The organism is Natronococcus jeotgali DSM 18795 (assembly GCF_000337695.1).
Classification (GTDB): Archaea; Halobacteriota; Halobacteria; order Halobacteriales; family Natrialbaceae; genus Natronococcus; species Natronococcus jeotgali.
Window position 1 is genome coordinate 104777 of record NZ_AOIA01000031.1, and the last position, 17200, is coordinate 121976.

Consider the following 17200-nt stretch of genomic DNA (forward strand, 5'->3'; position numbering starts at 1 on the left):
GAGGCAGAGCCGAATCCCGGCACCGGTAGCGTCGTCTTACCGCCGGTAACTGCGCTTTGGTTCGACGGTTCGGAGCGGCCGCGCAATCAGGGCGCTTAACCTCCCCGAGTAACACTACGTTACCGATGGAGCGACTGCACGCCCGGTACCCGTTTCTCGAGGCCGCCCGCGAGGCCGTGGCGACCGAAGCCGTCGATCTGGCGACGATCGTCGAACAGGACGGGGCGGTCGTCGAGCGAGCCACTCAACGCGTGGTTACCGCGCTCGAGGACGGTGAGATCGGCGACGCCCGCCGCGACCCCCGCACCGAACTGCTCTCCTATCCCGTCGCCCGCGTGCTCGTCTCGCTCGTCGACGAGGGGATCCTCGTTCGCAAGTACGCCCGGGCCGAGGCCGAGGCCGCCTACGAGCGGTTCACGGCCGACTTCGAGGACACCGTCGAACTCAAAAGCGTCAGCTCGAGCGGGCTAGAGCTCGAGGACCTGCTCCGGGAGTTCGACCTCGAGGACGACGTTCGCTCGACGGACGGCGGCTACCGGATCGGCGTCGGGCGCTACCTGCCGCTGGCGGCCGGGCTCCGAGACGACCGGTGGCGCCTGGTCAACCGCGCGCTCTCCGGCGGCGAGGTGCCGATCGAGGACGACGAACTGCACGCGCTGCTCCGGGAGGCGATCCGCGGACGGATCGAGGAGGGGCTTCCCTTCGCGGTGCCCGACGCCATCGCGACGAGCCTCGAGGACGAGGCCGCCGAGATCCGCGAGGTGCTTGCCGACCTCGAGTTGACTCGCGAGATCGACACCGTCGTCCCCGACCTGTTCCCGCCGTGTATGAAGGCGCTACTCGACGATATCCAGAAGGGCGAACACCTCCCGCACCACTCCCGCTTTGCGATCACCGCGTTCCTGACGAGCATCGGGATGTCGACCGACGAGATCGTCGAGCTCTACCGGGTGAACTCGTCGTTCGGCGAGGAGATGACTCGTTACCAGACCGATCACATCGGCGGCGAAACGTCGCCGACGGAGTACTCCCCGCCCTCGTGTGCGACGATGCAGTCCTACGGCGACTGCGTGAACAAGGACGACCTCTGCGAGCGCATTCCCCACCCGATGGCGTACTACGAGAAACGGATCGAGCAAACCGACGAGGACGACCTCGAGGACTGGCGCGAGGAATCGGGCGAGCCGGCTGCCGGGGACTGAGCCGCCGAAGCGGCGCCGAGGCGCGCAACGAAGCGGCGCCGAGCTAGACCGCGTTCTGTGCGTCGGCGTCGTCCTCGAGACCGTCGCCCGGGTCGTTCAGCAGGTAGGCCAGGCCGATCCCGGCCGCGGTCAGCAGGACGACGAAGCCGACGATCGCGCCGACGAGCATCTCGCCCCCCGTCGCGGAGAGGGCGCTTTCGGGCCCCCCGTACTCGGAACCGATGGCGATCATGGTACCGAGCATCACGAAGACGGCCGAGGCGGCCACGACGATTTCGATGATCCGCTCGCGCTCGAGCATTATCCACGAGTTCCGGCGGCCGAGCCAAAAGCGCTTCGAAGCGCCGCTCGGGGTTCGGCCGCGCGCTCGAACCCCGAACGCAAACCGTCGACAGCGCCTGCGAGCCTGTTGAAAGTACGATCCTCATATAAATCTCGAGCAGGCTGGTGAAAGCAGGCCCGTTATTTCGACCGAGCGCCTAGGATCGTCGAATAGCTAGCCGAGTACGGAGCCGGCCGTTAGCCGGCGATTCAACGCTTCGACGCAACCCATGAAAACAAAAGCGTCACCGAAGACACAGCTTCCGGTACCGTCCGACGACTCCATGGCCGAGCGCTCGCGCCGCGCCCGCACCGAACCGATGTCGGTGCTGGCGCTCGGCGACGGGCTCTACGAGGTCGAGTCCGCCAGCGACCACACCTACCTCGTCGACCTCGAGGGCGGGCGCTGTACCTGTCCCGACCACGTCTTCCGCGGGGTCAGGTGCAAGCACATTCGTCGCGTCGCCATCGAGATCAACGAGGGTCAGACGCCGCCGCCCGGAGAGCGAGCCGTCGAGTGTCACGACTGCAGCGAGCGAGTGTTCGTCGACGAGGACGCGGCCGGCCCGATCTACTGCGATCGCCACGCGCTTTACCCGGGCGACGCCGTCGTCGACCGCGAGACCGGCGACCGACTCACCGTCGTCGACGTCTCCGACCTGCGGGCCGACGCCGTCCGGATCGAGGCCACGGGCGAGTCCGTCGCCGAGTACGCGACGAACGAACGCTACGAACCCGACGTCCCGGTGGTCGGGGCAGTCTACCCGCACGCGACGGTCGCGCCCAACGGCGTCGTCCCCGACTCCTTGCGGGTCTACGTCTTCCCGCGGACCCGACTCGAGAAGCGGGTTCCGGGACGCGTCGCGACGGCGTAGCAACGCCCGGAAACGGGTTACGAGTTGGATAGCTTTCGTTTTTTGGTCACTGCCACCGAGTGCCAGGGTATGGACGACGGGATCGACTACGGGCGCTACGAGGAGGGACGGCACTGCAACTACTGGACCCTGGATCGAGCGCTGCGCCGCGAGGTCCGCCGTATCTATGGCGACGCCGAGTACGAGTGGGCCGAGGCCCGCCTCGAGGCGTTCGGCGAGACGGTCGGACACGCGATCGCGGACAACGCCGACTACGTCGACGACCACGGCCCCGAACTGGATCCCTACGACGAGCGCGGCGACGTCCGGAATTTCGTGCGGTATCCGGCCGAGCAGTTCGAGAACGAACGGCTGGCCTACGAGGCGGGGATTGTCGCCGACGCCTTCGAGGCCCCGCCCGGCCGCGACGAGCCGATGCCGCTGTCGCATACCCTCGCGATGCAGTACCTGCTGTGTTACGCCGACCCCGGGTTCGACTGTCCGGTCGCGATGACCGCGGGCGCGGCCCTCGTCCTCGAGAAGTTCGGGGGCGAGGACCTCGAGCCCTACTACGAGGCGCTGACGAGCCGGGAGTACGAGGACCTGATCGAGGGCGCGATGTTCCTCACCGAGAAGCAGGGCGGCAGCGACGTCGGCGCGAACGAGACCCGCGCCGAGTACGGCGCCGAGGCCGACCGCTGGCGGCTGTACGGCGAGAAGTGGTTCTGCTCGAACGTCGACGCCGAGGGGACGCTGGCGCTGGCCCGGACCGCTGACGCGCCCGACGGGACGGCGGGACTCTCGATGTTTCTGGTTCCCCACGCCGATCCGGAGACAGCAAGCGGGCCGGTCACCAAAGGCCGTCTGCTCGAGGACGGCCCCCTCGAGCCGGACGAAGTCAACGATCAGCTCTACCGTCGGCTGAAGGACAAGCTCGGGACGATCTCGGTGCCGACGGCCGAGGTCGAGTTCACCGGCGCGAAGGCGATCCTCGTCGGCGAGGCGGAGAGCGGGTTCCGACAGATGACCGAGATGCTCAACCTCGAGCGCCTCTCGAACGCCGCCGCGTCCTGCGGGATCGTCGGGCGAGTCCTGCTCGAGAGCAAGATCCACGCCGCGAACCGGGAGGCGTTCGGCCAGCCGATCGATCGGTATCCCCTGATGCGGGCGGACCTGGTCGATATGACCGTCGCCCACGAGGCAGCGACGGCGTTTACCTTCGAGGCCGCGCGGCTGCTCTCGGAGCGAGAACGCGCGGCCAGAGCGGGCGAAGGGGCCGACGACGTCTCCCGGCTACTGCGCCTGCTGGTTCCCATCGCGAAGCTCCGAACCGCCCGCATCGCCGTCGACACCGCCTCCTACGGGATGGAGATCCGCGGCGGCGACGGCTACGTGGACGACTACGTGACCAACCGCATGCTCCGGGACGCGCAGGTGTTGCCCATCTGGGAGGGGACCGAGAACGTCCTCTCGCTGCGACGTACTGCGGGCCCTCGAGCGCGAGGACGCCCACGAACCGCTTCGGGAGGCGATCGAGAACCGGCTCGAAGCGGCCTCGCACCCGGCGCTGGCCGACTCCGTGGAGACCGTCGAGGAGGAGTATCGCGACCTGCTGGCGGCGCTGTCGACGCTTACCGGTGCGGACGGCGAGTACGCCCAGCTGTCGGCCAAGCGACTCGCCCACTACGTGTTCGACGTCTTTACCGCCGCGCTGTTGCTCGAGGAGGCCCGAGCCGAACTCGAGGACGGGAACGGGCGGCTGGCCCTCGTCGCCCGGCGGTTCGTCGCGACCGAACTCGAGACGCCCGACGCGCGCGGGATAACCGGCGGAGGCCGGTTCGCGCTCGAGGCGTTCGACCCGATCGTCCGACACGCGGCGATCGATCCCGGCGAGCTCTCGAGGTCGGCGACCGTCGACGGCGAGTGACTCACTCGAGCAGCTCCGCCGCCTCCTCGACATCCATCACGCCCTGCTCGACGGCGTTGAGCACGCGGACGACGTCCTCGTCGGGACCGTCGTCGCCGACCTCCGCGAGCGTGACCTTCTCCGTGTCGCCGACGAACTCGGGGAAGTCGGTGCCGTCGGCGAGCGCGGTTTCTTTCTTGACGCGGTAGTTCCCGCCGTCGGTGACGTGGAGGTCGGCTGGGTGAAAGAAGTACCAGTCCTCGCGGTCGAAGCGGACGCCGATCCGGGGTTTCGCGCCGAAGTTCCGGGCGAAGTAGGTCAGGGCCTCGACCTCCTCGCCGGAGAGGTAGATCGGGTCGCCCGCGCTCGATTTCGCTTCGATCGCGTAGAAGGTGTCGCCGTCGCCGGCGAGCACGTCGGGGAGTTCACGGTCGGTCGCCGCACCGCTCGCGGGCGCGCGCATGACCGCGAACCCGGCCTCGTCGAGCGCGTTGACGAGCTCTCGTTCGCGGCGGTCGCCCTTCGCGTGGGACATACCGGTGAGTCGCCGGCGGGCGGTAATAAACGGGGCGGACCGCTACGGAAGAAGCGTCAGGACGTCGACCGCGACGGCCGTCGCGGCCTCGAGTTCCTCGGGCGCGAAGCGGAGCACGAGATAGAGCGCGGCGAACTGGACGGCGTTGTACGTGGCGTGGGCCGCGATCGGAACGAGGAGGTTGTCGGTCTTCGCGTAGAGGGTCCCGAAGATGATCGACCCGCCGAAGACGGCGGCGAGGGAAACGGCGATCGCGCCCGGCGGCGCGAAGCTCCCGTCGGCCGCCAGCGCGTACGAGGGGATGTGGATCAGCGCGAAGATGATGCTCGTGGCGACGACCGCCCCGGTTCGGGAGAAGGCGGCGTACAGGCGCTTCTGGACGACGTTTCGATACAGGAACTCCTCGGCGGGCGCGTTGAAGAGGAAGACGATCACGATCATGAGCAACACCATGTTCGGATCGTCGCCGATGAGATTCATGACCTGGTTCTGGGAGGAGGGGAGCTCGAGCAGGGTCGCGACGGCGTTGACGAGCACGATGAACGCGATGCTCCCGACGACGCCCGCGAGCACGTAGAGCCACCCGCGTTTGGTCGGCACGCGCAGGTCGAGCCAGTCCCAGCTCCGGTCGGTCCACCAGAGGTAGGCCCCGCCGACGAGGAAGAACCCGACGAAGTTCAGCGTGAGCAAGACGAACGTCGACGCGTTAGAGGCGTCGGCCGGAGACTGGATCAGCGTCGGATCGAGCAGAAACGCCGGCAGCGTCGTGAACTGCGATGCGACGATCCCGGCGACCGAGAGGAAGACGGCGATGAGTAGCGATCGAACCTGGCCGCCCGCCCGGTCTACTGTTGCCATATCTCGACGTACGAACAGGAAACCCTTGGGCGTTCCTCTTTCAACTGAAACGGGGACGAAAAGAGCGGTAGCGGGAAGCGATCATCGATCAGCCGAGCAGGTACCGGAGTTTCGGGTACCGTTCGACGATCGGGCGATCCTCGAGGTAGCGGTCGACGCCGAGGATCCGTCCCGCGGCGAGCGCGCCCAGCGCGAGGAAGACCGCGGCGTAGACGAACTGGCTGTTGACCAGGCCGCCGGCGACGTCCCAGCTGCCGAAGTAGAACAACGCCATCTGGGTCGCGGCGCCCAGGGCGGCCAGCCGGACGAACACCCCGGCGACGAGCGCGAGTCCGATCAGGACCTGCGTCGCGGGAACGATCACGTCGATGGCTCCCATCAGCGCCGCGCTCTCGGCCATCGCGCCGTAGAGTCCGCTGGCCGGGCTCGCCGGATCGACGTTCGCCAGGTAGCCGTAGGCGCTGAATCCCTCGGTGAGTTTCCCGAAGCCCGCCGAGAGCATCACCCACCCCATGACGAGTCGGAGGCCGAAGATCGCCCAGACGCTTAGCTGGTGGGGTCGTCCGTCTACCGATACGCCTCCGAGGCGGCTTTCGAGTCGGTTGATTGTTGTAGTCATGATGGGTCTCCTCTTACAGCTATACGTAGGACGGACATTCACCTATATACCGCAGCTAGTTCCCACGGGAAGGGAAACCAACTACAACTGTTAAAAGGTTTTCTCCGTATCGGCTCGAGAAAGACGGTTCGAGAGGTCGTCTACTAGAAGGGGATGAAACTCACGTCCCGTGGTCCCAGCTATCCATGTACTCGCGCTGGGTGTCGGTCAGTGCGTCGAACTCGACGCCCTCGGCCTCGAGTTTGATCTCGGCGATCTCCCGGTCCAGTTCGTCGGGCACCTCGTGGACGCCCGCGTCGTAGGCGTCGCTGTTCTCGAGCATCTCTCGGACACAGACCGCCTGGATGCCGAAGCTCTGGTCCATCACTTCGACGGGGTGGCCCAGCGAGACGGGCGCGGCGAGGTTGACGAGCCGTCCCTCGGCGACGACGTTCAGCCGTCGGCCGTCGGCCATCTCGTAGGCCTCGACGCCGTCGCGGGCCTCGTAGCGGTCGACGGCGAGGTCGTCGAGCGCGTCGAGATCGATCTCGATGTCGAAGTGGCCCGCGTTCGCGAGCAGGACGCCGTCCTGCATGGCCTCGAAGTGCTCCTCGACGATGACGTCTCGATTGCCGGTGGTCGTGAGGAAGACGTCGCCCTTCTCGGCGGCCTCGGCCATCGGCAGGACCTCGTAGCCCTCCATGTGGGCCTCGAGCGCCCGGCGGGGCTCGACCTCGGTGACGATGACGTTCGCGTTCTGGCCGGCGGCCTTCTTCGCGACGCCCTTCCCGCAGTAGCCGTAGCCCGCGACGACGACGTTCTTGCCGGCCCACGAGAGGTTCGTGGTCATCGCGATGCTCGCGAGGGAGGACTCGCCGGTGCCGTGGACGTTGTCGAACAGCCGCTTCATCGGCGTGTCGTTGACGGCGAAGACGGGATACTCGAGCGCGCCGTCTTCGTCCATCGCGCGCAGGCGGTGGACGCCCGTGGTCGTCTCCTCCGCGCCGCCGACGATGCCGTCGATCAGCTCGGGGTAGTCCTCGTGGATCGCCGCGACCAGGTCCATCCCGTCGTCGACGGTGACGGTCGGCTCGTGGGCGATGACGGCCTCGATGGCGTCGTAGTACGCCTCGTCGTCGACGCCGCGTTTCGCGTAGCTGGTGATCGACTCGTGGGCGTCCAGCGCCGCCGAGACGTCGTCGTGGGTCGACAGCGGGTTGCAGCCCGCCACCGCCACTTCGGCGCCGCCCTCCGCGAGGGTCTCGACGAGCATCGCCGTTTTCGCCTCGACGTGCATCGCCATCGCGATCCGTTCGCCCTCGAACGGTTGCTCGTCGACGAACTCCTCGCGGACGTGCTCGAGGATGGGCATGTGCTGGGCGGCCCAGTCCATCTTGCGACGACCCTCCTCCCGCGCGGCGTCGGGATCGTCCAGCTGATCGCTGATCGGCGGATAGTCGGTCATGAGTCGACAGAGTGCGAGCGGCGCCAAAACGCTACCGAAGCCGGTTCGTCAGTCTTCGGCGCGGGCCGCGAGCGCGGCGGCCGCCTCGCCGGCTCGCTCGAGCACCGCGTCCTCCTCGAGGGTCAGTACCTCCCGATCTCGCATGAGGACCTGCCCGTCGCAGACCGTGTGGCGGACGTCGGCGGCGGCCGCGGCGTACGCGAGGTGGCTGACGGGGTCGTGGGCCGGCGTCAGGTGGGGCGTCTCGAGGTCGATCACCGCGAGGTCGGCGGGCGCGCCAGCCTCGAGGCGACCCGACGCGAGCCCGATCGCGTCCGCGGTGTTGTGCGTGAGCATCTCGACGGCCCGTTCGGCGGGCACCGCGCTCGCGTCCTCGGCGGCGAGCTTGCCGATCATCGCGGCGTCGCGGGCCTCGTCGAGCATCGAGAGGTCGTTGTTCGAGGCCGCGCCGTCGGTGCCCAGCCCGACCGTGACGCCTTCCTCGAGCATGCGCTGGACCGGGGCCATCCCGCTTGCCAGTTTCATGTTCGAGGCGGGGCAGTGGATCACGCCCGTCCCCGCCTCCGCGAGCAGGCCGATCTCGCTCTCGTCGACGTGGACGCCGTGGGCGACGAAGTCCTCGGACTCGAGCATCCCGAGCTCGGCGGCGTACGCGAGGGGACGAACCCCCTCGGACTCGACGATCGGGGTAACTTCGTCGGCGGTTTCGTTGGCGTGGTAATGTACCGGGACGCCGGCTTCGCGGGCTTTCGGGACGAACTCCTCGAGGTACTCCCGGCCGACGGTCGTCAGCGAGTGGGGCATAAAGGCCGTCGAGATCCGGCCGCCGGCGGCGCCGTCGTACTCGCGGGCGACCTCGAGGCTCGTCTCGAGGTCCTCGCGGGCCCCCGCGTCGTCCGTGGCGACGGTGACGACGCCGTGGCCGAGCCGCGCGCGCAGTCCCGCCCGATCGACGGCGTCGACGATCTCGGGCACCTCGAAGTACATGTCGGCGAATGCGGTCGTTCCCCCCTTGATCATCTCGAGCAGCCCCAGCTCCGCGCCGACCCGAACGTCCTCGGCGGTGAGTTCGCCCTCGGCCGGCCAGATGTCCTCCCGGAGCCAGGCGTCGAGGGGTTTGTCGTCGGCGTACCCCCGCAACAGCGTCATCGCGACGTGGCTGTGCCCGTTGACGAACCCGGGGGTCACGAGCGAGCCCGAGGCGTCGAGGGTCTCCCCGCCCGCGAGGTCGGCGCCCACCTCGAGGATCGTCCCCTCGTCCCGGTCGATCAGTACGTCCGCGCGCGTCACCGTTCCGTCGGGCAACAACACTCGCCCGCCGGCGATCGAAAGCGTCGCCATCGGTTCGGCTTTCTCGCCGGCCCGCCTTAGCGTGTCGATTCCGTAGCCGCGACGGAAGCCCCGAAATCCTTAGCTGTCTAACTGTTTCGGAGCGACAACGCCGACGCCGGCCGCTTATCGCGACGGTAGTCGGGTTCCGCGCCGCGACGGGACACGCCGCGACGGCCGCGGATACCACAGTCGAAAGCCTCCTCGGCCGTTCGCGAACTGAAATCGAGCGCGTCGAGGCGAACGCCGGCGCGCGGACCCGGCAGCTGCCGGCCGCGTTCCCGACCCCGAACTCGTTTCACTCGAACGAACTCTTTAGTCGACTTTCGGTCGGTACAGCGGGGTTTCGGAGCCGGAAAACTGTAGTAATATTCGCATACTTCCTTAACAGATTAAACACTATACTCGGTGAAACCCACCCTCCGTGCGAGATGAATCGTCAACACCACGCGGCGAAGAAACTGCGAGGCGGAGGATTCTCGCCGTCTCGTGGAGGGAACCGCTCTCGAGTAGCCGCCGCCTACGGGTCCCGGTGATATCATGGGGACGGTCGTTATCTCCCTCGACGCGGAGCTCGGGTGGGGGTTCCACGATAGGGAGGTTCCGGAATCGCTGCTGCGGGACACCCGGGATAACTGGCTCCACCTGCGGGATCTGTTCGACGCCTACGAGGTGCCGGCGACGTGGGCGGTCACCGGCCACCTGTTTCTGGACTCCTGTCTCGACAGCCACCGCAATCACCCCGCCGGCGAACGGTGTTGTCAGCGGCCGGTCGGCGACCTCGAGGCCGACGACGTCTGGTACGGACCGGAGCTCGTCGAGGAGGTCGCGACGGCCGACGTCGACCACGAGATCGCCGGCCACGGGTTCACCCACGTCCACCTCGATCACGAGCGGATGACCGACGAGTTCGCGATCCGCGAGATCGAAAACTGCGCCCGGGCGGCGGCCGAGCGCGGCCACGATCTGTCGTCGTTCGTCTTCCCCGTCAACAAGGTACGCCACCGCGACGTGCTCGCGGAGAACGGCTTCGAGTGCTACCGCGGCGTGAACCGCCTGCTCGAGGATCGGGGAACCCTGGAGCGACAGCTGACCAAGGTCTCGAGCGCGGTCGTCGGAAAGCCGACGCCGCCGATCGTCGAGCCCCACGTCGACGAGTACGGACTGGTCAACGTGCCGGCGTCGGTCTACCTGTTCAACTTCGGGCAGGAGTACGAGAAGCCGTTCTCGGCGCTCGGGGAGGATCCGGTGGTCAGACAGGTCGAGGCCGGGATCGACGCGGTCGCGAACGACGACGGCGTGTTACACCTCTGGTTGCACCCCCACAACCTCCGAACGTCGGCCCACCACCGACGGCTCCGGTCGATCGTCCGGTACGTCGACCGTCGGCGAACGGCAGGCGACCTCCAGGTGAAGACGATGGCCGAGGTCGCCGACGACGTCCGGCGGCGAGAGCGCACTCGAGTCGAACCCGTCGAAACGGCCTAACCGCACCCGATGTCGGACGCCTACGAGATTCGACGGTACGAACCGACCGACAGGGACGCGTTTCTCGAGCTGTTCGAGACCGTGCTGGGCGGACGGATGGGTACCGACTGGTTCGCCTGGAAGTACGAGTCGAACCCGTACGTCGACCACGTACCGATCGTCGTCGCCGAACGGAACGGGGAACTCGTCGGCGCGCGAGCGTTTTTCCCGCTGCGACTCGCCGCGGGCGAGGACGCCTACGACGCCTTCCAGCCCTGCGACACGATGGTCCGTTCGGAGCACCGCCGGCGCGGGCTATTCACCCGGATGACCGAACGGGCGATCGAGCACTACGCCGACGACGTCGACCTGTACTTCAACTTTCCGAACCACCGGTCGCTGCCGGGAAACCTCGAGCTCGGCTGGCGGGTCGTCGGCGAGCAGGAGACGTACTACCGGATTCAGAACCCGACCGCGTGGCTTCCGGCCCTCGATCCCGTCGAGCCGATCGCGCGCACGCTGGCGAGCGGGTACGGCTCGGTCAGGGACCGACTCGCCGACGCGGGCGCCGGACTGGAGCGGACCCACTACGACGGCGTCCCGGCCGCCAGACTCGCAGCGCTAGCGGGGACCGAGACGGTGTCTGCGTTTCACGTCGTCCGCGACGAGACGTTCTACGGGTGGCGCTTCGAGAACCCGCTGTGGACCTACCGCAGCGTCGTCGCGAGTCGCGACGGCGACCCGGTCGCCGCGCTCGTCTACGGGCGGCGCGAGCGGACCGACGGGCCGACGACCGTCCGGATCGTCGACGCGCTTCCCCTCGCGGCGGGAACGGACGCCCACCGAACGGTCGTCTTCTCCGGGCTGCTNGCGCCATCAGAGATGTGTATAAGAGACAGACGGTCGTCTTCTCCGGGCTGCTCGCGGACGCGGTTCGGGCGAACGCGGACGCCGACGTCCTCGCCGCCCCTGGAGAGGTGTTGCCGCGGGAGCTACTCCGAGCGCGGGCGTTCCACGGCGACCGGCACGCGCCCCTGAAGTGGGCCGCGTCGCCGTCGACCCACGTCGTCCGCCCGTCCGGCGTCGACCCGGATCCGGGCAACTGGCGGCGCTCGGGGCGTCGGCTGACGGACCCGTCGAACTGGCGGCTGGCGTTCTGTGAACTCGACAGCGGATAGCGGCGACGGCGCTACCGGAGGCTCGAGCCGAGGTCGGCGATCGGGTCCGGCGACGTCTCGAGGAGGTCGGTGATCTCGTCGGTATCGACCGCGCCGAAGAGAACCGACAACACCAGAGAGACCACCGCGCCGAAGGGCGGAACGACGACCAGCGAGACGGGCAACTCGAGGAGTCCTCGGGCTGGAACGATCGAAGCGGAAACGTCCGACAGCGCCAAGAACATTCGACCGACCCGCAGTTACAACGGAAACGGCTACGATGTCGAATTATTCGTACCAGGCGTCGTCATCGCCGCCATCACTGTCGGAATCGTTGCCGGTGTCAGTATCGCCGTCGGTGCCGTTGTCTCCGTCATCACTGTTAGTCTCGTTGTCGCTGTCAGTGCCGTTGTCGCTGGCAGTGTCGTTGTCGCTGTCGGTATCGCCGCTCTCGGAGTCGTTACCTCCATCGCCGTCAAAGACGGAGTCGTCACCAAACGGCGAGCTATCGCCGTTACCGCCGTCGCTATCATCGGCGCCGTTACCGGTGTCGTCGGTACCGTTGCCGGAGTCAGCTGTGGAGTCTTCCCCGCTGTCGGTATCAGCGCTTCCGTCGCCGTCGCTCTCGTTCGTCCCGTTGTTTCCTCCGTCGTCGGTCTCTCCACTGCCCTCCGTGTTCGGCTCGTCGGGGTTCGTCTCCCCGTCGATCTCGTCGCCGTCGGGACCAGTGATCGTGTCGCCGATACCCGCCCCGCTCGCGGCGAGTGCGATCCCCGCGACGAGAAAACCGATTCCGGCGACGATCAACAGGAGCTGGGCGCCGGTCGAGACCGACCGTACGCTCTGTTGTAGGTTCGAGCCGAGGTTGGCGATCGGGTCCGGCGCCGTCTCGAGGAGGTCGGCAATCTCGTCGGTATCGACCGCGCCGAAGAGAATCGACAACACCAGAAAGACCACCGCGCCGAAGGGCGGAACGACGAGCAGCGAGACGGGCAACTCGAGGACGATCAGCGGGACGGCCGCATCGCCGAGGAGCCGCGTCAGGAGGAAGATCGGCACCGCGGCCGCGGCGCCGACGGCGAGGGCCCGCGGGATGCGCGCGTCGGCGGCCGGGTAGAAGCCGATCTGCCTGGCGCTCCAGAGGTGGAACACGAACATCAGCCCGTAACTGACGCTCGTCGCGGTGGCCGCCCCGTGCATCCCGAACTGGGGGATCAACAGCCCGTTGAGCGTGACGTTGACGACCGCCGCCGCGCCGGTCGCGACGATCAGCTTCCGGAGGTCGCCTTTCCCCTGGCCGATCGCGAGGATCGGTCGCGCCAGTGCGAACCCGACGCAGCCGGGAAGCAACAGGAGGATCGGGACGTAGCTCGCGATGTAGTCGGCGGGGTAGATGACCGGCAGGGCGGCCGGCGCCAGCGCCGCGAGCCCGATCGCGAGCAGTATCGTAAACAGCAGCGTGTACCGAGTGATGCGGGCCGCGAGCGAGTTGATCCGGTCGCGATCGTTGTTCGCCCAGATGTTCGACGTCGAGTGCAAGAGCGTGTTTTGCAGCGCCAGCGGAACGATCCAGAGGAACTCCGCGATGGTCAGCGCGATCCGGTAGTAGCCCGTCTCCTGGGTCGACCCGATGAAGCCGAGCATCACGACGTCGATCTGGTACAGCGACGTCAGAAAGAGGATCAAAACGATGCTGAGCCCGTTGAACGCGAACAGCTCGCGGCGCGGAAACTCCCGCGAGGGGATGTCGAACAGCGCCGTCGACAGCGACACCTCGCGGTGGATCGTGGCGAGGCCGATCACCGCCGTCGTCACGGCGCCGGTCATGTGCCCGATCAGCACGCCGGGGACGCCGTACCCGAGGTACGCGAGCCCGACGCCGACGCCGATAAAGAGCACCTTGTCGAGAAAGAGCAGCGGTTCGGAGTAGCGCTCGAGGCCGAATCCCATGAGCGTTCGGCGGGTGTACTCCCGGAACTGGGAGGTGAAGACGAGCAGCGAGAGGAGGTAGAAGTACGTCTGGTAGGATGTCCCCAGGTGGTTCTGGATGAAGCCGGTTCGGGCCGCCAGCGCGAGGAGCAGGCAGCCGACCGCCGCAAGCAACAGCGCCAGCCGAAGGTAGAACCCGACGACGTGTCGGTCCCAGTGCGGTCGGTCGCGTTCCTCGGCGACGTACTTTCGCACGCCGTCGCCGACGCCCGTGCTGACGAAGATCATGTAGATCGCGAAGATCGACATCAGGAGCGCGTAGTCGCCGTACCCCTCGCCGAGGAACCGGGTCAGCAGCGGCGAGGAGAGGAAATCGAGGCTGATGAGGAGAAACTTCACGCCGACGATCGAGAGAAAAGCGCTGGTGATGCTCCGGTCCATTCGTTAGGGGGAGTTTCGAACGGCGCCCGAAGAGTGCATCGAGTTGCGGTGCGGATCGACCGCCGCGTTTCCGGCGGGTGGTGCGACGGGAAGCGGGGAGGACGGTCCGGGTCCGATACCGTTTCGCCGCGCCCGCTCGCGAGCGGTCCGGCGGAGCGGCGGGGACGGGGATCGGCGGCGTAGAATCATTACTCGTTCCTACCGAACAGTGGGGGATTATTATACAGGGGATAAGCGGCGTCGGGACCCGTCGTTCGTCCGGGAGCGGTTCGAGCGACCGCGAGAGCGTCGTTGGCGTGCCCGTCGCTACCGCGGCGCGATCGCCGTCGTCGCCTCGAGGGGAAAGTCACGACGGGCGAACCGCGGGACGATCGCGGTCGGTCGGGAAGCCGCCGGGACGGACCGTCTCAGGCGGTGTGAACCGCGAGCCCCGCGACGCCGTCGATCCCCAGGACCTGCGAGCGCCACCCGTCGTCGGTCGCCGCGAGGAAGGTCCCGTCGGCGGTGACGGCGTAGGTCGCGTCGCCGTAGCCGACGTCGACGATTCCACCGGGCGCGGCGAGCTCGCGCCATTCGGCGGCGTCCGCGCCGTACTCGAGGACGCCCGTCTCCGAGACCGCGTGCGCTCGACGGAGGCGCCCCGGCTCGGAGCGGGGGTCCGCGGCGGCGACGTCGAACGACCCCTCGAGGGCGGCCATCCAGCCGTTACCGAGCTTGTAGAGGCCGTCGGCGGTCGCGGCGAGGGGGACCCCCGGGGCCGAGACGTCGGCGACGTCGTCGAGCCCGGCGTGGTCGAGCCTGCCGTCGTGGACCCGGTAGACCCCTCGGTCGGTCGCCAGGAGGTCGCCGTCGATCGCCCGGACCGTCGGCTCGAACCCCGACGCGAGGGTCGTCCACTCCCCGTCCTCCCGGCGAGCGACCCGCCCGTCGGGGCCGGCCGCGAGCAGCTCCGAGCCGTCGGCGCCGACCGCCGTCGCGGGACCGAACCCGGTCTCGACGGGGTCGGGGTCGTCCGCGCTCGGCTCGAGCAGCCGGACGTCCTCGGCGGTCGCGACGGCGACGGTCGCGTCGGTCGCCGCGACGTCGACGGCGTCACAGCGTGTCTCGAGGCCGAACTCGCCGACGGTCTCGCCGGAGACGCTGACGCGGACGACGCCCAGCGAGCTCGCGACGTAGGCTCGCGTGGCACCCGTTCGATCGCCGTAGACGCGTTTCTCCTCGATCGAATCCATACCCCCACGGTGGCGACGGCGCACCGAAAGCGTTCCGTCTGTCTCCCGGCTTCGGAACCCATTTGGGGGGGCCAGCCCGACTACTACGCGATGCAAGTATTCGGATCCAGCGGGACCCGGGGCGTCGCCAACGAGGAGCTGACGCCCGCGTTCGTCCTGCGCGTCGCGAAGGCGGCGGGGACGGCCTGGGGGGTCGGCCGTATCGCGATCGCACGCGACACCCGCCACACCGGCCAGATGCTCGCCGACGCCGCCGCCAGCGGCCTGGCGAGTACGGGAACCGACGTCGATCGGCTCGGGATCATCCCGACGCCCGGCGCCCAGGCCTACGCCGAACGCGAGGAGGTTCCCGTGGTGGTCATCACCGCCTCGCACAACCCGCCCCAGTACAACGGCGTCAAGCTCGTCGACAGCGACGGGGTCGAGCTCGCGGTCTCCGACCTCGAGGAGATCGAGGAGACGCTGCTGGCGGAAGCCTTCACCGTCGCCCCCTGGAACGAGACCGGACGGGTCCGGACGGTCGAGGGCGCCCGGCGCGAGTACGTCGACGAACTGCTCGCGTCGGTCGACCGCGAGCGGATCGCCGACGCCGAGCTGACCGTCGCGCTCGACCCGGGCCACGGCGCGGGCTCGCTGACCAGCCCGGAGTTCTTCCGCCGGCTGGGCTGTCGGGTCGTCACCGTCAACGGACAGCCCGACGGGCACTTCCCCGGCCGCAACCCGGAACCCGTTCGCTCGAACCTCGAGGATCTGGGTCGGCTCGTCCGCTCGACCGACGCCGACATCGGGATCGCCCACGACGGCGACGCCGACCGCGCCATCTTCTTCGACGAGGACGGCGAGTACGTCGAGGGCGACGCGACCCTGGCCGCGCTCGCGGCCGCCGAGCTCGGCCCCGACGACACCACCGTCTCGGCGGTCAACGTCTCCCAGCGGCTGGTCGACGTCGCGGACGCGGCCGGCGCGGAGCTCGAGCTGACTCCGATCGGTTCGACGAACATCATCACCCGGATCCGCGAGCTCGAGGCCAAGAACAGGCTGGTCCCCGTCGCCGGCGAGGGGAACGGCGGGATCTTCTTCCCGAACTACCGACTCACCCGCGACGGCGCCTACACCGCCGCGCGGTTCCTCGAGCTCGTCGCCGACGAGCCCGTCAGCGAGATCGTCGCCCCCTACAGCGGCTACGCCAACGTCCGGCGCAACATCGAGTACGAGTCGACGGCCGAACGCGACGCGATGCTCGACGCGGCGGCCAACCACGCCCAAGCGGCCGACGCCGAGCTCAACACCCGCGACGGCTACCGGCTCGACCACGGCGACGCGTGGGTGCTGGCCCGCCCGTCCGGCACCGAACCCCTCGTTCGGATCTACGCCGAGGCCCGCGACGCCGCCCGGGCGAACGGGCTCGCCGACGAGATGTACGAGACCCTGGCCGAAGCGAAGATCGAGGCCTGAGACGGCGCCGCTGTCGGCAGCAGGTCTTTCCGTCGGCTCCGCGTTACACTCCTCCGTCTACGTCCTCGTCGTCGCCGCGACGATCGCGGCGCTGTTCAGCCCCTTCGCCGTGTTGCTGGCGTACGTGCTCCGGATCGCGACGATCGCCCGCCGGACGGCCGCCGACTTCGGCCCGTTCGTGCTCCAGCAACAGCTCTCCGGCGAGGACCTCGAGACGAGCGACGCCGGCGACGGCGACTGTGATCAGTGGCGCAGCCCCTCGCCGTACCGGGCGCCGGCGCGCTCGGTCGCCAGCAGGAGCCGGTGGGCCGCGACGAGCAGGACGACCGCGACGATCATCAACACCCCCTCGCGGAACGTCGACAGCAGTCCCAGCGAGACGATCAGCGTCGTCGCGCAGGCGGGCGGGTGACGGGTGTCGGTCGCGAGCATTCCGCCGACGGTCAGCACC

Annotated in this window: 15 protein-coding genes and 1 pseudogene; 6 read left to right on the forward strand and 10 right to left on the reverse strand. The window is 68.4% G+C overall.

Annotation, left to right across the window (positions count from 1 at the left end; genetic code table 11):
- The first annotated feature begins 125 nt into the window (after positions 1–125).
- On the forward strand, positions 126–1202 hold the full coding sequence (priL, locus tag C492_RS04645) for a DNA primase regulatory subunit PriL (RefSeq protein WP_008420933.1): 1077 nt from the start codon (positions 126–128) through the stop codon (positions 1200–1202).
- Between the two features lie 43 nt (positions 1203–1245).
- Here the strand turns inward: priL and C492_RS04650 are convergent, their stop codons facing one another.
- Entirely contained in the window at positions 1246–1503 is a 258-nt protein-coding gene (locus C492_RS04650; protein WP_008420934.1) for a DUF7472 family protein, read from the reverse strand.
- Between the two features lie 250 nt (positions 1504–1753).
- Between C492_RS04650 and C492_RS04655 the strand changes: the two genes are divergently transcribed.
- A complete protein-coding gene (locus tag C492_RS04655) occupies positions 1754–2398 on the forward strand; it encodes an SWIM zinc finger family protein (RefSeq protein WP_049892722.1) in 645 nt (214 codons plus the stop codon).
- A gap of 69 nt (positions 2399–2467) precedes the next feature.
- Positions 2468–4304, forward strand: a pseudogene (locus C492_RS04660) (acyl-CoA dehydrogenase family protein).
- Between the two features lies 1 nt (position 4305).
- Here the strand turns inward: C492_RS04660 and hjc are convergent.
- The 5 genes from hjc to C492_RS04685 form a co-directional block, all read right to left on the reverse strand.
- Positions 4306–4818 (reverse strand): Holliday junction resolvase Hjc, encoded by a 513-nt coding sequence (gene hjc, locus C492_RS04665; RefSeq protein WP_008420942.1) that lies wholly within the window; start codon positions 4816–4818, stop codon positions 4306–4308.
- A 42-nt stretch (positions 4819–4860) separates the two neighbouring features.
- Positions 4861–5676: a CPBP family intramembrane glutamic endopeptidase gene (locus tag C492_RS04670; protein ID WP_008420944.1), complete on the reverse strand. Its 816-nt coding sequence runs from the start codon at positions 5674–5676 to the stop codon at positions 4861–4863.
- A gap of 88 nt (positions 5677–5764) precedes the next feature.
- The gene (locus C492_RS04675) at positions 5765–6298 is read right to left on the reverse strand and encodes a DoxX family protein (RefSeq protein ID WP_086009414.1); all 534 of its coding nucleotides are present in this window, start codon (positions 6296–6298) and stop codon (positions 5765–5767) included.
- A gap of 157 nt (positions 6299–6455) precedes the next feature.
- A complete protein-coding gene (locus C492_RS04680; RefSeq protein ID WP_008420949.1) occupies positions 6456–7739 on the reverse strand; it encodes an adenosylhomocysteinase in 1284 nt (427 codons plus the stop codon).
- 48 nt (positions 7740–7787) lie between these two features.
- Entirely contained in the window at positions 7788–9080 is a 1293-nt protein-coding gene (locus C492_RS04685) for an amidohydrolase (protein WP_008420950.1), read from the reverse strand.
- 528 nt (positions 9081–9608) lie between these two features.
- Here C492_RS04685 and C492_RS04695 point away from each other — a divergent pair.
- Positions 9609–10556, forward strand: coding sequence for a polysaccharide deacetylase family protein (locus C492_RS04695; protein ID WP_008420954.1), 948 nt, complete (start codon positions 9609–9611; stop codon positions 10554–10556).
- A gap of 9 nt (positions 10557–10565) precedes the next feature.
- Positions 10566–11573: a GNAT family N-acetyltransferase gene (locus C492_RS04700; RefSeq protein ID WP_008420956.1), complete on the forward strand. Its 1008-nt coding sequence runs from the start codon at positions 10566–10568 to the stop codon at positions 11571–11573.
- 151 nt (positions 11574–11724) lie between these two features.
- Here C492_RS04700 and C492_RS24135 read toward each other — a convergent pair whose 3' ends face one another.
- From C492_RS24135 to C492_RS04715, 3 genes are all read right to left on the reverse strand, one after another.
- Positions 11725–11877: a hypothetical protein gene (locus C492_RS24135; RefSeq protein ID WP_160166966.1), complete on the reverse strand. Its 153-nt coding sequence runs from the start codon at positions 11875–11877 to the stop codon at positions 11725–11727.
- Between the two features lie 103 nt (positions 11878–11980).
- Positions 11981–14062, reverse strand: a complete 2082-nt coding sequence (locus C492_RS04710) for an oligosaccharide flippase family protein (RefSeq protein ID WP_008420960.1) — start codon at positions 14060–14062, stop codon at positions 11981–11983.
- 407 nt (positions 14063–14469) lie between these two features.
- Positions 14470–15294, reverse strand: a complete 825-nt coding sequence (locus C492_RS04715) for an HVO_0234 family beta-propeller protein (protein WP_008420962.1) — start codon at positions 15292–15294, stop codon at positions 14470–14472.
- Between the two features lie 90 nt (positions 15295–15384).
- On the opposite strand from C492_RS04715, the gene glmM reads away from it, so the two are divergent.
- Positions 15385–16749 (forward strand): phosphoglucosamine mutase, encoded by a 1365-nt coding sequence (gene glmM / locus C492_RS04720; RefSeq protein ID WP_008420964.1) that lies wholly within the window; start codon positions 15385–15387, stop codon positions 16747–16749.
- A 243-nt stretch (positions 16750–16992) separates the two neighbouring features.
- On the opposite strand, the gene C492_RS04725 is transcribed toward glmM, so the two are convergent.
- Positions 16993–17200, reverse strand: a 208-nt coding sequence (locus C492_RS04725) for an HPP family protein (protein ID WP_193364840.1), incomplete at its 5' end; no start/stop codon positions are given.